13 protein-coding genes, 2 tRNA genes and 1 pseudogene are annotated in these 15,905 nt (G+C 45.4%); 12 read left to right on the plus strand and 4 right to left on the minus strand.

Annotation, left to right across the window (positions count from 1 at the left end):
* Window positions 1–88: 88 nt before the first annotated feature.
* Together NE536_RS12220 and NE536_RS12225 are read left to right on the plus strand one after the other, a co-directional pair.
* Window positions 89–164, plus strand: a tRNA-Ala gene (locus tag NE536_RS12220).
* A gap of 132 nt (window positions 165–296) precedes the next feature.
* Window positions 297–372, plus strand: a tRNA-Glu gene (locus tag NE536_RS12225).
* A gap of 594 nt (window positions 373–966) precedes the next feature.
* Here the strand turns inward: NE536_RS12225 and NE536_RS12230 are convergent.
* Window positions 967–2,796 (minus strand): ABC transporter ATP-binding protein, encoded by a 1,830-nt coding sequence (locus NE536_RS12230; RefSeq protein WP_261272846.1) that lies wholly within the window; start codon window positions 2,794–2,796, stop codon window positions 967–969.
* 172 nt (window positions 2,797–2,968) lie between these two features.
* Between NE536_RS12230 and NE536_RS12235 the strand changes: the two are divergent.
* The 7 genes and pseudogenes from NE536_RS12235 to NE536_RS12265 all read left to right on the plus strand — a co-directional run bounded on the left by NE536_RS12235 (window position 2,969) and on the right by NE536_RS12265 (window position 10,263).
* Window positions 2,969–4,666 (plus strand): annotated as a pseudogene (locus NE536_RS12235) (Ada metal-binding domain-containing protein).
* A gap of 128 nt (window positions 4,667–4,794) precedes the next feature.
* Window positions 4,795–5,352, plus strand: a complete 558-nt coding sequence (locus NE536_RS12240; RefSeq protein ID WP_261272847.1) for a methylated-DNA--[protein]-cysteine S-methyltransferase — start codon at window positions 4,795–4,797, stop codon at window positions 5,350–5,352.
* Window positions 5,353–5,399: 47 nt separating this feature from the next.
* The gene (locus NE536_RS12245) at window positions 5,400–6,683 is read left to right on the plus strand and encodes a DEAD/DEAH box helicase (RefSeq protein ID WP_261272848.1); all 1,284 of its coding nucleotides are present in this window, start codon (window positions 5,400–5,402) and stop codon (window positions 6,681–6,683) included.
* Window positions 6,684–6,755: 72 nt separating this feature from the next.
* Window positions 6,756–7,226 (plus strand): phosphatase domain-containing protein, encoded by a 471-nt coding sequence (locus NE536_RS12250; protein ID WP_261272849.1) that lies wholly within the window; start codon window positions 6,756–6,758, stop codon window positions 7,224–7,226.
* A 139-nt stretch (window positions 7,227–7,365) separates the two neighbouring features.
* Window positions 7,366–8,262: a chemotaxis protein CheV gene (locus tag NE536_RS12255; protein ID WP_106650974.1), complete on the plus strand. Its 897-nt coding sequence runs from the start codon at window positions 7,366–7,368 to the stop codon at window positions 8,260–8,262.
* Between the two features lie 174 nt (window positions 8,263–8,436).
* Window positions 8,437–9,663 (plus strand): serine/threonine transporter SstT, encoded by a 1,227-nt coding sequence (gene sstT / locus NE536_RS12260; RefSeq protein WP_006082286.1) that lies wholly within the window; start codon window positions 8,437–8,439, stop codon window positions 9,661–9,663.
* Window positions 9,664–9,738: 75 nt separating this feature from the next.
* On the plus strand, window positions 9,739–10,263 hold the full coding sequence (locus tag NE536_RS12265; protein WP_261272850.1) for a CIA30 family protein: 525 nt from the start codon (window positions 9,739–9,741) through the stop codon (window positions 10,261–10,263).
* 179 nt (window positions 10,264–10,442) lie between these two features.
* On the opposite strand, the gene NE536_RS12270 is transcribed toward NE536_RS12265, so the two are convergent.
* Complete coding sequence (locus tag NE536_RS12270) at window positions 10,443–11,822, minus strand: Gfo/Idh/MocA family oxidoreductase (RefSeq protein WP_261272851.1); 1,380 nt, start codon at window positions 11,820–11,822, stop codon at window positions 10,443–10,445.
* Between the two features lie 593 nt (window positions 11,823–12,415).
* On the opposite strand from NE536_RS12270, the gene NE536_RS12275 reads away from it, so the two are divergent.
* From NE536_RS12275 to NE536_RS12285, 3 genes are all read left to right on the plus strand, one after another.
* Window positions 12,416–12,910, plus strand: a complete 495-nt coding sequence (locus NE536_RS12275) for a DUF4279 domain-containing protein (RefSeq protein ID WP_261272852.1) — start codon at window positions 12,416–12,418, stop codon at window positions 12,908–12,910.
* Between the two features lie 143 nt (window positions 12,911–13,053).
* A complete protein-coding gene (locus tag NE536_RS12280) occupies window positions 13,054–13,521 on the plus strand; it encodes a DUF3617 domain-containing protein (protein ID WP_261272853.1) in 468 nt (155 codons plus the stop codon).
* Between the two features lie 390 nt (window positions 13,522–13,911).
* Window positions 13,912–14,352 (plus strand): hypothetical protein, encoded by a 441-nt coding sequence (locus NE536_RS12285; RefSeq protein ID WP_106650969.1) that lies wholly within the window; start codon window positions 13,912–13,914, stop codon window positions 14,350–14,352.
* Between the two features lie 97 nt (window positions 14,353–14,449).
* On the opposite strand, the gene NE536_RS12290 is transcribed toward NE536_RS12285, so the two are convergent.
* On the minus strand, window positions 14,450–15,121 hold the full coding sequence (locus NE536_RS12290; RefSeq protein WP_261272854.1) for an RluA family pseudouridine synthase: 672 nt from the start codon (window positions 15,119–15,121) through the stop codon (window positions 14,450–14,452).
* Window positions 15,122–15,196: 75 nt separating this feature from the next.
* Window positions 15,197–15,820 carry an acyl carrier protein phosphodiesterase gene (locus NE536_RS12295; protein WP_261272855.1) on the minus strand — a complete coding sequence of 208 codons (624 nt, stop codon included), beginning with the start codon at window positions 15,818–15,820 and terminating at the stop codon, window positions 15,197–15,199.
* Between the last annotated feature and the right edge of the window lie 85 nt (window positions 15,821–15,905).

Here is a 15,905-nt window from a genome sequence, read left to right on the forward strand (position 1 = left end):
CGAACAACTAGCGAGTTGTTCGGTATGAACAAAATCTAAATTTCTGTTAGTGTGCGACTGATAACGTAAGTTGTATCGACAAAGATTTGGGGCTATAGCTCAGCTGGGAGAGCGCTTGCATGGCATGCAAGAGGTCCACGGTTCGATCCCGTGTAGCTCCACCAATTTACTGCAGATGTTAAGCAGGAACGTGAGTTCAAATTAATATGTCCTGGTCCCCTTCGTTTTTTAGAAGAGAGTGTCTAGGACACCGTAGATGTTAAACGGGAACATTAAGTTCAAATTAATATGTCCGGGTCCCCTTCGTCTAGAGGCCTAGGACACCGCCCTTTCACGGCGGTAACAGGGGTTCGAATCCCCTAGGGGATACCAATTTTAATCAAGGTTTATCGAAACTTTGGTTAAAGACAATAAACCACCTCAAGGTGGTTTTTTTGTATCTGAATTTTAGTATTTAATAGAGACCCCCTGTTCATTTGCGAGTCATACGCCTCGAGTTATTTGCCGAAGCCGAATTTACCCACCAATCAAACTATCCACATTAAGATAAATAATGCTTCGAGAGGCATGCTTAGTGTGGCGAAGTCATTCTGTTCAATCGTGTGGTAAGCATTATTGAAGTGTTTTCCTGCTTAACCTTGCGCTAGCCCATGGCTAAAACTCACCTTTCGGATTGTTCAATGTAGTAGCACTTTGAATGCTGCCACTCTTAATGGTGATACTTGGAACCTTTAAACGCGATTGATCTCATGTTTTCAACAGCTCAACGAGTGAAGTTTGAAGTGATTTGTGCTTACTGCATCTATTGTGATTGATGCATAGCGTATTGCTGCGATGAATATAAGGGCAATTATAAGAGTGAAGATTTGCAGGAAGAGAGTTAAATATGGCGGACACTTATTTGAGTTTGAGATAAAAAAGGCGACTCTCATTACAGAGTGTCGCCTTTGTCATTTAACTTTTAATTTAATCTACACCTAAGAACCCACCAGTTTGGTGCGCCCAAAGCTGGGCATAAATACCGCCAGCGTCAATCAGTTCTTGGTGCGTGCCTTGTTCGACAACTCGGCCTTGATCTAACACGATTAGCCTGTCCATCGCGGCGATGGTCGAAAGTCGATGGGCGATTGCAATGACTGTTTTACCTTGCATTAACTCATATAAACTTTCTTGAATGGCGGCTTCGACTTCGGAATCAAGCGCTGAAGTGGCTTCATCAAGTAGCAAAATCGGCGCATTTTTTAATAAAACCCGCGCGATGGCGATACGCTGTCTTTGGCCCCCAGAAAGTTTTACGCCACGTTCACCCACTTGGGCATCTAAACCATGATTACCGTGAGGGTCACTTAGATCCTTAATAAAGTCATAGGCTTGAGCTTGTTTAATCGCACTGTCGAGCTGTTCTTCGCTGGCCGTTGGATTGCCGTAAAGAATGTTCTCGCGGATAGTACGGTGCAACAGTGATGTATCTTGGGTTACCATACCGATTTGCGAGCGTAGCGAATCCTGCATAACCGTTTTAATGTCTTGATCGTCAATATTAATCTGACCTTTCTCGACATCGTAGAAGCGCATTAATAGATTCACTAAGGTCGACTTACCCGCACCAGAACGTCCCACTAAGCCAACTTTTTCACCTGCCTTAATATTCAGATTCAGATCTTCAATCACCCCTGTTTGCTCACCGTAATGGAAACACACTTGGTTGAAATCAATCTTACCCTGATTGACGACCAACGGCTTGGCGTTTGGCTCATCTTGGATGATCGTTGTTTTCGATAAGGTGTTCATCCCATCGGTGACAGTGCCGATATTTTCAAATAACGAACTGATTTCCCACATGATCCACTGTGACATGCCGTTTAAGCGTAGTGCTAAACTGACCGCAATGGCGATGGCGCCTACCGTGATTGCATTATCAGTCCACAGAGCTATCGATACAGCGGCAATGCTGAATGCGAGTACATAGTTGATAATTTGCACGCTGACACTGATGCTCGTTACTAAGCGCATCTGGCGATAAACCGTGTCTAAGAATATCCGCATGCTGGATTTGGCGTATTCGGCTTCTTTTTGCGTGTGGGCAAATAGTTTCACTGTGGTGATGTTGGTATAACTGTCGACAATACGGCCTGTCATGGTCGAGCGCGCATCGGCTTGTTCGGTAGAGACACTTTTCAGCCTAGGTACAAAGTACCATTGCAGCCCAACATACAGTGCAAGCCAGATGAGCATAGGTATGACTAAGCGCAGATCTGCGCTGGCGATCATCACTAACATAGAAGTGAAATACACGAGAATGTATACCAATACATCGAGTAATTTCATCACAGTTTCACGCACGGCTAGGGAGGTTTGCATGACTTTGGTGGCGATTCGGCCAGCAAAATCATCTTGATAAAATGACACACTTTGCTTTAGCAAATAACGGTGGGCGAGCCAACGGATCGACATAGGATAATTGCCGAGCAAGGTTTGATGCATGATAAGCGCATGCAGCAATACCAAGATTGGCATCACAATCAGCACCATGCCTCCCATCAGCATCAATGTCGTGCCTTCGTCTTGAAATAAGGTTTCAGGATTTTTTTTCACAAGCCAATCCACTAATTGGCCCATAAATCCGAACAGGGACACTTCAAGCATTGCCAGCATAGCGGTCAGCACTGACATTAAGATCAGCGGCAGTTCGTAGCCTTTAGTGTAGTGGCGGCAAAAAGCATAAACCCCTGTGGGGGGCTTAGTCGGTTCATCATCGGGGAGGGCTTCCACCCAAGATTCAAATCGTTTAAACATGAATTAGCTCTATGGTGAGATAAAAAATAGTCGCGTATAGCATATAGGATTTCATGCCCTAAAAGCATTGAAATGATTGAGTTCCGTTTTCCGCTAGTGCTATATGCTAGTTTTACGTAAAGTAATGAACAAGAAATTAATTGTGAGCGAATATTGTCGGGCGTAGTGAAAAATGAGTACAGATAGAGCGTCTGAGAGTGCGATTAAGCGTGATGAAATAGACTCAGTGCATTCACTGGAATCCAGTGCGGGGCTACTTTCTGAGTCTATTTGCCGTGAGGCTAGGATCAGCCGCGATCCGCGTTTTGATGGTAAGTTTTTTGTGGGCGTATTAACGACGGGCATTTATTGCCGTACCGTGTGTCCCGCCGTCGCGCCAAAAGAGCAGAATGTGCGTTATTTTGATTCGGCCGTGAAAGCCGCACTGGCGGGATTACGCCCGTGTTTGCGTTGTCGGCCCGACAGTGCGCCAGGTTCAAATCCGTGGAAGGGCACAGGCACGACATTGGCGAGGGCCATTAGTTTAATTGAAGCGGGTGCCTTAGCGGGGAAATCATCGGGAGAGCCAGCGTCGACTGTGACACAATTGGCTGACAGATTAGGGATAAGCAGTCGTTATCTCAATAAACTTTTTACCGAAGGCTTTGGCACTTCGCCTAAACAATATGCCTTATACAGGCAGTTACTGTTTGCAAAACAACTGCTACATCAAACCCAATTACCTATCACCCAAGTCGCGCTGGCGGCGGGTTTCAATAGTATTCGCCGTTTCAATGAGGCATTTAAGCAAACCTTACAATTGACACCAACTCAATTAAGAAAGACCGCTTTAACCAAGGCGGCAAAGGAGCAGGTTATTGATTCATCAACAGGATTCGGTGAAATTGATACTTTGGGTGAATTTGTGCCGCACTATGGATTAACCTTATATCAATACTATCGACCCCCATTGGATTGGGCATCGCAGCTGGCATTTTATCGCTTACGTGCGGTGACAGGGATGGAATGGTTTACGCCGCAAATGAGTCATCCACAAGCGAGCGATGCAGTTCAGATTGCAGATGAAACCTATGTTTCAGCAGAAGCCAAGGCTGACGATAACGGGCTCGAATATGGTCGCTGTTTTGCCATAGGCAAGATGCGCGGCACAGTGCAAATTATCCATGAACCTAAGCTAAATCGCTTCAAACTTGCGATTGCTTTGACCGAAGATTCCGCCGTCGATGAGTTGCAATTGCTGGTCACTGAGGTGCGGCGCATTTTAGATCTCGATGCGGATATGCAGCAGATTGAACAAGGTTTAAGTACGCTACCGAGTTTAGGCTTAACACCGTTTTCGGGATTGCGCATCCCTGGCGCTGGATCTTTATTTGAAGCGGTTTGCCGCGCCATCTTAGGCCAGCAAGTGACGGTCGTGCAGGCGACTAAGCTACTGAATATATTGGTTGAAGCCTATGGCGAGCGTTTTAGTCTCAATGGCCGCGAATATCGATTATTCCCAACACCCGAGGCGATTCGTGAGGCGAGTTTAACTGAGCTTAAAATGCCGGGCGCCCGTAAATTAGCCCTCAATGCGCTCGCGGCGTTTATCTGCGAACATCCTGATGCAAGTGTCGATGATTGGCTTAGCGTTAAAGGCATAGGTCCTTGGACGATAGCGTATGCCAAGCTTCGTGGCTTGGGCGATCCAAACGTGTTTTTACATTCGGATTTGATTGTTAAAAAGCATTGATTGGCCTTATATATCAAGAACAATAAGTTAGATGAAACGGCAGCCGCGGCAGTGAGCTATCCCAAATTGTGCGAGCAGCTGAGTCAACAAATTGCCCCGTGGGGCAGTTACTTAACCTTTCAGCTCTGGCATCAATAACCATTAAGCCGCCTCACATTGAATGGCCAGTTTAGAATGATGAGTTAGCCGTCATGTTAAGAGTCAATTTAACTACTCAATTAAGAACCAAATTAAGATCAAATTAAGGTCAAATAAAGAGACAGATTATGAAACATGCGATTCGTCAATTGAGCCAAGCGCCAAGCATTGCAGAATATCAACCCTGCGCTGTAGATACGTTTATCAGTCCTGCCGGAATATTACAGTTAAATGCCAATGCCTATGGGCTGAGCCATTTAACCGTTGTCGGCTCGGATCGCACTGAGGTTGTGCTTGCCAAGGCGAGTGAGGATGCCCTCAATCAAGCTAAGGCGCATATTCGCGAAACTCAGGCGCAGCTCGCGGATTACTTTGCGGGTGAGCGGGTTGAATTTGATTTAAAGCTCGCGCCCAAGGGCACTGAATTTCAGCGCGACGTATGGCAAGCTTTGCTCAATCTAGATTACGGCCAGAGCTGCAGTTATGGGCAGATTGCCGAGCAAATCGGTCGGCCTAAGGCGGTGCGCGCCGTGGGCGCGGCCAATGGTGCCAATCCCATCGCGATTATCGTGCCTTGCCATAGAGTGATAGGCAAAAATGGCAAGTTAACGGGTTACGCCTACGGGCTTGCGATGAAACAGCAGTTGTTAACGCTGGAAACTGACAAGCACTGCCTCGATATTTAAGCTAGAATAGCCGCCTATTAAGATATTGGTGAGCAGTTAAACTTTCTATGACTCAGGCTTCTTCCTCTGCGGCAAGCTTTGCCCAACTCGGCATTATTGCACCTTTGCTAAATCGACTAACCGAATTAGCGTATGTTTCGCCCACACCAGTACAGGCGGCTACGATCCCCGCTGTGCTCGCTGGGCGGGATGTGTTAGCTGGCGCCAATACGGGCTCGGGTAAAACGGCAGCTTTTGCCGTGCCGCTGTTGCAGCAACTTGTTGAAGCAAAAACAGACGATAAGACAGGTGCTTATGTTCGTTGTTTGGTCTTAGTGCCAACCCGTGAGTTAGCCCAGCAAGTCGCTGACAGCTTTCTGTCCTATGCCTCGCATTTGAATGGCAAACTGAAAATTGTCGCTGCGTTTGGCGGTGTGTCAGTCAATGCGCAAATGCAGAGCCTACGCGCTGGTGCCGACGTATTAGTGGCAACGCCGGGCCGTTTGTTAGATCTGTTGTCGAGTAATGCCATCAAACTTAACCGCGTTAGCGCCTTAGTCCTCGATGAAGCTGACCGCATGTTAAGCCTTGGTTTTACAGAAGAATTAGCCAAAGTGCTCGACGCTTTGCCCGCCAAGAAACAAACCTTATTATTCTCAGCGACATTCCCTGAAGAAGTCCGCGAATTAACGGCAAAACTGCTGAATGATCCGCTTGAATACCAATTGCAAAGTGAACAAGAAAGCACGATTCATCAGCGGGTGATTACCGTTAATCGTCCGATGAAAACCGCATTATTGGCGCATCTGATTAAAGAACATCAGTGGTCACAGGCGTTGATTTTTGTGAGTGCTAAAAATACCTGTAATCACTTAGCGCAAAAGTTATCTAAACGTGGGATCAGTGCCGAAGTCTTCCATGGTGATAAAGCCCAAGGCGCACGTACGCGAGTGCTCGATGGGTTTAAAAATGGTGAGATCAGTGTGTTAATCGCCACTGACATTGCCGCCCGTGGTATCGATATCGATAAACTGCCTGTGGTGATCAACTTTGATTTACCAAGAAGCCCTGCGGATTATATGCATCGTATTGGCCGTAGTGGCCGCGCCGGTGAAGCAGGCTTAGCTGTGACCTTGATTTCCCATGAGGATTATCACCACTTTGGCGTGATAGAGAAAAAGAACAAGCTTAAGTTAGTGCGTGAGCAAATTGTCGGTTTTGAAGCCGATGATGAAATGCCAGTCGAACTGTTAGAACAAGCTAAACCTGTCGCCAAGCCCGAAGGTATGGGTAAAAAAAAGCGTAAACAGTTGCCGGCTGCCAATGCTGAATTTTGGGGCAAAAAATCTTAAGTTGTTGGAAACAAGCTATTCTTAGCTTATCTCTGGCGTTCCTTGTCATCTCACTTGTCGTAGGTAAGGTTTATGCAACACTTATTCTGGTTAGTTGAAGGTAAAGTCGCAGGGCGCAGTGGTCCCAATAAAGATCCTTGGGATTTGCAGGTGCTTAAAGAGGCCGGTATTGGTGCTATTTTGTCGGTCAATGGGGGCGAAGGCTGTGAGCCTAGCACCTTTAAAAAGCTCGATTTACGTTACGAATGTATTCCCTTTTCGCGCAATGTGCCGCCCCAAGATGGGGATGTGGCGATTTGTGTCGCTCAATTGCCCAAGGCATTAGCTTTTATCCAACAGTGTGAAGCCGATGGCTTACCTGTGGTGATCCATTGCCGTTCTGGTAAGGATCGCACCAGTCTTATCATGGCCTATTACTTAATGGTCAATGGTGCTGCGCCATTACACGCTGTCAGCCAAGTTCGCAGTATTCGCGATATCGCCTTTACAGCCGATGGCTGGGATCAATTCGCCTTTGACGTTTTGTACGCATTACAAGACTAAGCCTTTTCAGGCGACTTAGAGTCGAACCTATTCATTAATAGGCATAATAGTTTCATTCGTTTGACCTTAGTCATCAAATTTTTACTGTGTTAAGGTTAAGCTATCCGCAGGTTGGTTTTAGTGAGTTATCTATCTAATTATGAAAAGTAAGGCAAGTCAGTCACAGGGATTACTACTGTTTCGGTTATCACAGACTCAAGTGTTTGCCTTAGGCACGTTGAAAGTGCGTGAGCTGGTGCCGTACACACGTCTCAGTAAAATTCCTCAATCTCATCCGACGATTCTGGGGGCTTCAACTATCCGCGGCCATACGATTCCTATTATAGATATGGCTGCAGCGATTGGTTATCGGCCGATTGCCCCTGAAGAGCGGGAAAAGTGCTACATCATCATCACTGACTGTCAGCGGATGATCATTGGTTTCTTAGTACGTGGTATCGATAAGATTATTGAATGTAACTGGCGTGATATTGAAGCTCCTTCGTCTAGTTTAGGGAAAAATGCCTATTTGACGGGCGTGACACGTTTTGAGGACCAACTGGTACAGTTACTTGACGTTGAACTGTTATTGTCGAAAATCTTCCCCGATGATCCACAGACGAATCGGGCTATTTTGACTGATGTACAACGTGAAAAACTTAAACCTATGAATATCTTATTGGTGGATGATTCTAAGGTGGCGCGTAAGCAGTTATCCGACGCCCTTGATATGATTAACATTCCTTATCGAGTCACCGCCGACGGTAAAGAAGCGCTAGTCATGATGGAGCAAGCGGCACTGGAACATCACCCGATAGATATTCTGGTGAGTGATATTGAGATGCCGGGACTGGATGGTTACGAACTGGCTTTTGAAGTGCGTGATAATCCACTGACTGCCAAGGCCTACATTATTTTGCACACTTCTTTATCCAGCGAAATTAGCGTGAGTCAGGCCCATCAAGTAGGGGCAAATGAAGCACTGACTAAGTTCGATGCCCACGAGTTAATCGACGCCATGTTACGGGGCGCCGATCTTGCCTTAGACAAGCGCTAATCTGGCGCTTGTTAGTTTTTTGTATGCTTTTTGCGGGGCTAGGGTAATTTAGTTAGCTTATTTCCCCGCAAAACTAGACAAGTCCAGTCACATCCTATAAAAACCTTATTGGCCTCATTTCCGAAGGTGCGCGTTGGGGATCTCAACCGAAATATAATAACGATAGGTTAAACCATGAAACAAGAATCATCATTGTTAGCTAAGTTGGCTAATGGCAGTCTCGTAATACAAATCTTTTTGGGGATCATCGCTGGTGTGGTCTTAGCCAGTTTTTCACCGAGTAGCGCGAAAGATATCGCCTTCTTAGGCAGTTTATTCGTTGGGGCATTGAAAGCGATTGCTCCCATCTTAGTATTTATCTTAGTGGCGTCATCGATTGCCAACCAAAAGAAGAATACCCAAACCAATATGCGTCCCATTGTGGTGCTGTACTTATTCGGCACTTTTGCGGCCGCATTAACCGCAGTGCTCCTGAGTTCAATTTTCCCGACTAATTTAGTCTTAGTTGCCGGCGTGGAAGGCACCAGCCCACCACAGGGCATAGGTGAAGTCATCCATACCTTGTTATTCAAACTGGTTGATAATCCAGTGAATGCGCTTATGACGGGCAACTATATTGGTATTCTCGCTTGGGGTGTGGGCTTAGGTTTAGCCCTACATCACGCTACCGATTCGACTAAACAAGTGTTTGCCGATATGAGCCACGGTATTTCACAAATGGTGCGCTTTATTATCCGTTTAGCGCCTATCGGTATTTTTGGTCTCGTTGCGGCGACATTTGCCGAAACCGGTTTTGCGGCGATTGCAGGCTATGCCCAGTTATTGGCCGTGCTATTAGGTGCGATGGCTATTATTGCTTTAGTCGTTAATCCATTGATTGTGTACGTGAAGATTAAACGTAATCCGTATCCGCTGGTATTTCAATGCTTGCGTGAAAGTGGTGTGACGGCGTTTTTTACTCGCTCGAGCGCGGCAAACATTCCGGTGAATATGGCGCTGTGTGAAAAGTTAAAGCTGCATGAAGACACTTATTCCGTTTCTATTCCCTTAGGTGCCACCATCAACATGGGCGGCGCGGCGATCACTATTACCGTATTGACCTTAGCTGCGGCGCATACCTTAGGCATTCAAGTCGATTTACTGACCGCATTACTACTGAGTGTTGTTGCTGCTGTTTCAGCTTGCGGCGCATCGGGTGTGGCGGGTGGTTCATTATTATTGATCCCACTGGCTTGTAGCTTGTTTGGTATTTCTAACGATGTTGCCATGCAAGTGGTCGCTGTTGGCTTTATTATTGGTGTGGTTCAAGATGCAGCCGAAACCGCATTAAATAGTTCAACCGACGTTATCTTTACCGCTGCCGCTTGTGAAGCCGCTGAGAATAAAGCTAAACTGAGTTAACGAGTGCTGTTATTCGTATCGAAAAGTATTATGGAAGCAGTCACTTAGGTGGCTGCTTTTTTTATGGGAGTCATTATGATCTTTTTTGATTTTAGCGTGCTAGATGCCGCAAAACCCTGGTATGGGATAAATGACACTGTGATGGGCGGTTTGTCCCGCAGTAAAATGACGGTTTCACCTTTAGGTTATGGTGAGTTTAGTGGTCATGTGTCGCTGGCAAATGGCGGCGGGTTTGCCTCTGTGCGTTGTGAGTTTAGCCCTATAGATGTCAGTGAGTTTACTGGGATTTACCTCGAACTCGATGGCGACCGAACTAAAGACTATAAAGTGAATTTAAAGGATGTCGACACACCACAAAGTACGGTGTATCAAGCGCCTATGCCCACGCCAACTCACCAAACCTTTGGTGTGAGTAGTGCCAGAGTATTGAATTGGCAGCGGATAGAAATTCCATTCAGTGATTTCAAGCCCCAATGTCGGGGTAAACCCATTTCCAGAGTGGCAATAGATTTAAACCAAGTCTGTAGTCTAGGGCTAGTGATAGGTGCCCAGCAGAGTGGCGATTTTTCTTTGAAAATCAGAGAAATCGGCTACTACTAACGCTTGTAGTGAGTTTCTTATGGTGAATTTATTGTCGCGAGTTTCTTACCGCTAAGTGCTTATGGCTGATGGCGCGGGTCATCTCAGGACTTAATTTAACAGTAAGAAAAAGGATAAGGCCGAAGCACTTATCCTTATGGTGAACTCATTAAAATGATGTGTTTGGCGAAAGCCGCAGTTTAAGCGCCAACAATCCCTAATGGTTTCGCGGTTTGCCACGCGCCGCGGGTAAAATCAGGGAAGGTGACAGAGTTACTGCGATCATTGAGTGAATGTTCACTTAAAATATTCACCACCGACCAAGACGCGCCATCGTACACATCCTGATCTAAAGCCTCGCCATTGCGTAGGCAATAAATCATGCGCCATAGCATCACAAAGTCCATGCCGCCGTGGCCGCCGTTAATTTCAGCCTCTTTGCCTATGCGTTGCCACAGTGGGTGATCGTATTTGTCGTACCACTTTTGCATGTCCATATCCCACTCGTGGTAACTTTGACCAAAGCCACCATTTTCGACGGCGATCCGATTCGGGAAGCCAGCAAACACGCCATTTGTCCCTTGGATCAAATTGTGGCGACTGTAAGGTCTTGGGGTCGTCGTGTCATGCTGTACCATGATGGTTCGGCCCTTAACGGTCTTAATCAGACTGGTATTGATATCTCCATTGATATACTTGAGCTGATTACGTTCATGATCGGCGGGAAATTCACGTTTAGCATAGAGCGCACGGCCAAGGGCGGGCGAACTCATCGAGGTTAGATAATCGAACCTGTCACCGCGGTTGATGTTCATATACTGGGAAACTGGCCCTAAACCGTGGGTCGGGTACAAGTTGCCGTTACGTTTGGTATGCCAGTAAGTGCGCCATGAGCCTGTCTTATGATCGATCTCTTTCATCTGCCAACGTAGCTCATGGATGTAGGCGGCTTCGCCATGGAGTAGCTCACCAAACACGCCTTGACGCACCATGTTGAGCACCATCAGCTCTTCGCGGCCGTAGTTGACATTCTCCATCATCATGCAGTTTTTCTGAGTGCGCTCAGCAGTATCGACAACTTGCCAGCACTCCTCAACCGTGAGCGCCATTGGCACTTCGACAAATGCATGCTTGCCGCTCTCCATGGTTTCTATCGCCATTGGCGCGTGCCATTCCCATGGGGTTGAAATAATCACAATATCGATATCATCACGGCTCAGTAGATCGCGATAGCTCAGGTCATTACCTGTATAGACAGTGGGTTTGGGCCGATTCTGTTTAACGATATGATCCACGGCTCTGTCGACTACCGCTTGATGGGTATCACAAATGGCTTTGAGTTCAACGCCTTGTAAATGGCAGAATTGCTCGACATGGCTAAATCCTCGCTCGCCAACACCGATAAAGCCGACTCGGACCACGTCCATCTTAGGTGCTATGAGTCCGATAACGGACTTACCCACTTGCGGTTTAGGGGCGACGCTACTGGCGTAGGCATTGAGAGCAATATTGGCAGTAACGAGTCCTGCAGTAGCGGCACCTGCGGCCTTAAGAAAATTACGACGATGAATGTTATGCATAGCGCTTCCTGCTTTATTTTTGTTTTGTAGGGATATTGAAATATCACTTGGTCTTATTTGTACGGTAATTCACTTATGGGTTATATCAGAAACCCCATTCAAATTGGCAATAAAGATGTAACAAGCTCCTATAAGTCCATTTAGTATGAAACGCGTAACATTGTTGGCTTGATATAAAATTAAAAAAAAACAATTGCTTGAGTTATTTTTGTTGCGAGTTCATCAATATGATCAAAGCAAACTAAAAAACGAAATTGGACAATATGTGGAGCATATTCATACCAAAGGATTGAGTTTTAGATTTGTAGAAATAACGCTACATCCCCCTTGTGCTTAACTCTTCATCAAGAGTCGTAGAAACTGGAAGAGATACAATCGTATCTAAATTGCTTGTTTGTGAGTGAGTGCTTTCTGTCAATGCACGTGCGTGTTATCTCAAACATCTAAATCTAAAAATATTTAAAATTAAACACTTAGAGGTTACCGTTTTAGGATAATAGGTCTGGAAAACGCGCATGCGTGTCTTTCTGATGGATTCTTGTATATGAAAAGCGGTATAAAGCTGATAACTTCTAGTTAATACAGGTAGTTAAGTGTGTGCGTTTTTATTTTTCTATGGACGCCAACGCTACGCTGCATTGGCGATTTTTAGCTCAGCATTAGGGCCTTTTATGGGTGCATTTGAATATTCACAAGCCACTCTTCGGATCTTCGGGGATGATTTGATACCTGAAGACGTATCAAATTTACTTGGTGGTACAGCAACTAAAAGTAAAAAGAAAGGTGATGAAGATGTCAGCAAAATCAGCGGAAAAGTGCGGATTGCCAAAACGGGTAGCTGGCATTTTCAGGCTAAAAAGAGAGAGCCAGAAGACCTAAACGCGCAGATTGAAGCAATTTTATCCCAGCTAACAAGTGACTTAGCGATATGGAAAAAGCTTTACCAAAGCTACAAAGTTGACATGTTCTGCGGCTTGTTTATGGGCAACTGGAATGATGGTTTTAGCTTGTCACCTGAAATCATGCTGGCACTTGGTCAACGTGGAATTGTTTTAAGTTTAGATGTTTATAGTGGGTCGGACGATTAAGATGGTTGTCGCCCCTAAAAACAAATGTTAACGCCTGCAAAAGTGCTGGCTGCGACGTCAACCCGCTGCACGGCTTTGCGTGCTAAATTTGGGCGCTAGGCACTAAAACCTTACTTGTTTTTCATTAATTAAAGGAATAATAAATGACCCACCTAATTACTAAATTGATGTTAACTGGACTCATAGTGGCATCAACTCATCTTCACGCTGAAAACTACGACTTCAAACCGGGTTTATGGGAAACCATTTGGAAATCCGAAATAGTAGAAATAGACGCACCTCCTGAAATGGAGAAAATGATGCGGAGCATGTCCAAAAGGCCTGATTACACGGAAACTGAATGCATAAATGACATCTCCTCTGCATTTGATTTGGAGCCTGAAGAAAATGAAGGCGAAGAATGTCAAACCAACAGCAATTGGATCAGTGCTAACAAAATGATGTTTGAAACATCATGCACTAGTCCTGATGGTGCATCTAAAACAGTGGGTGAAATGCATTTCAATGGGAAAACGTCCACTTCTAAGCTTGAAGTGACAATCTCTGAAGAGGCAATGAAAATCAAGTCGAAACTCGTTGGCAATGGAAAATATATTGGCGCTTGTGACTAAGTGCCATACAAGCTCTTCAACTTAACGCATAACGGTTAATAAGGATGTTATGAGGACTGTTAGTAATATAAAAGGGATTTATTGAACTTTCGCTGGCATTGCCAGTTGGTCTGTATTGTGTATGGCTGCCGTTCCATTGTATCGACGTTTAAACAGCGTGGCGCTCTCATTCAGCTCGCTAGATAAGTCTTTTAGCTGTCTTTACTTTAGCGATAAGTAAATAGTGATAAAGATCGCGTTTTTATTTGTAGATTGAGCTACACTGCCGATTAATTAATCAAAGGTATTTATCTTTTATATTTTAAACATTTAGCAAATTTAAATTAACCTAAAAGTTACATTTGACGGGCGGTTTGAAGTAATTTGCTGTAGTGGGGAGTAAAGCGTTAAATGGGTTCTATGCTTAATGTACTACCACAACTGACATTCACTTTAGGTGATTGGGTATTGCATAAGGATATCAGGATGTCTGGGATTGAAAAACGCCGTCGCCTTCATTGGCGGGAGACAGATATGCAAAATCGTGAAATTATTGGTCGTTGGTTAGATGGGCGTCCTTTATTGGGTGACAAAATTACCCTCTATAAAGAAGACGGAAAATATTTTTTAGAAACTTGGTTTAGCGATGGCTGCCATAGTTTAGATGAAGTCTATATGTCGCCAACCGCTGAAGGCCATAAGCTGGAAGATGTGGGCGGTAATTTCTTTGGTGAATTCTTTATCGTGACACAGTCGCAGCAATTACAATTTTGTAATGAGCAGGGCTGTTATTTCCAAGCGGATAAATTAGCCGCCGATGCCGATTTTGCTCAAGGCATACGCGTCGCTTAAAAGGCAACAATCGAGTCCGTAAGTAACTAAGGTCGCATTTTAGCTCAGTGCTAAATCGCGACCTTTTGCTTTTATGGGATTGTAGCGAGTGCTTAAGTTACTCAGTAAATGGATGTTTGCTGCTAAAAAACAGCGGTTTAGCCGAATAGGGATGAGTCAGACTTAAACTTTGTGCATGTAAGCATAAACGCGGCGCGGCTTTGATAACCTCGGCATCACCGTAAAACTCATCGCCTAAAATCGCATGGCCTAGGGCAAGCATATGCACACGCAATTGATGGGTGCGGCCGGTTTCTGGCGAAAGCTCGACTAAGGTACTATTTTCTCGGCGCTCTAGTACACGGTAGTAGGTGAGCGCGCTTTTACCGCCAGTTTCTCCTGCTTGCAGTGTCTTTTGATAGGGTGGATGCTCAGTGTCTGGTGCAATCGCGAGGTCAATCATGCCCTGTTCCTGCGGCACATGTCCCATCACTTCGGCAATATAGACTTTCTTACTCTGCCTATCTTGAAACTGCGTTTTTAAATGCGACTCGGCTTTTTTATTACGGGCGAACACCATAATGCCCGAGGTCGCGCAGTCGAGCCGATGTACTAAAATTGTTTCTGGATAAAGGGTTTGTAAGCGAGTTAACGCGCAATCGAAGGTGTGAGCCGCTATACCCGGATTAGACAATAGGCCCGAAGGTTTATTGATGATAATCAGATCTCTATCTTTATAGCGGATGTCTAGCCAAGGAACTGCTGGGGGCTGGTAATCAAATATTTGCATTTTGTCCTCATTTTTGCGCGGCCATACTAGCAAAATTTACGCAGGCACACAGCATAATCTCATGCTCGCTTATTCCTAGAGGGAGGAAGGCAAATATTCTGCAGGTGTTTTACGGCTCCAGATACGGGTATAAGCCATCAGCTGCGGATAAAAAGTGCGGAATGCGGTTTCGATTTCGATCTGCATTTTATTGACGACTTTATGAGCATCTTTAAACAGTGCGGCTTGCGGATGCTGTTTTGCCACTTGTGCTAAGGCGTGTTGTAAGCCTTTTTCTGTGGTGTAGCTGCCGAGCCAATCGGCGCTGCGCATGGCGGGCAAGAGCTTAGCAAGTGCTTCTGGATGGTATGGGTCTACACCTTGGACGGCGAAAGTATCTAACGCATTATAGGCCTTGCGGCTGAATTCATCTAAGGGTTGGTGATGATATTCTTCCCAATAATAAGCTAAATAGTGATCGAAACTCACGGCCATGAGTTCTGCTGCTATGCTTCTTAAAGGCGCAGGGAAAGCTTCCATTAATTCAATTGTGAGTTCGTGGCTGCTGCAGAGATTATTAATCTCTTGGTTTAACCATAGCGCTTGGCGTAACTCAATTGGTGCTTGTGCAATTGGCGCTTGAATATAGTTACCCGCCACATTGGCGGCAAGATGCGTTTTACTGATGTCGGCGAGATGTAAGTGTGTAAGAAAGTTCATATTTTGTACTTGGTTAACCACGTCGGTTCACGGTATCATGCGCAAGCGCGCTTAGGAAAGCACGGAAGCTAAAAATGCAGTATTT

It is taken from the genome of Shewanella septentrionalis (genome assembly GCF_025370265.1).
GTDB lineage: Bacteria > Pseudomonadota > Gammaproteobacteria > Enterobacterales > Shewanellaceae > Shewanella > Shewanella hafniensis.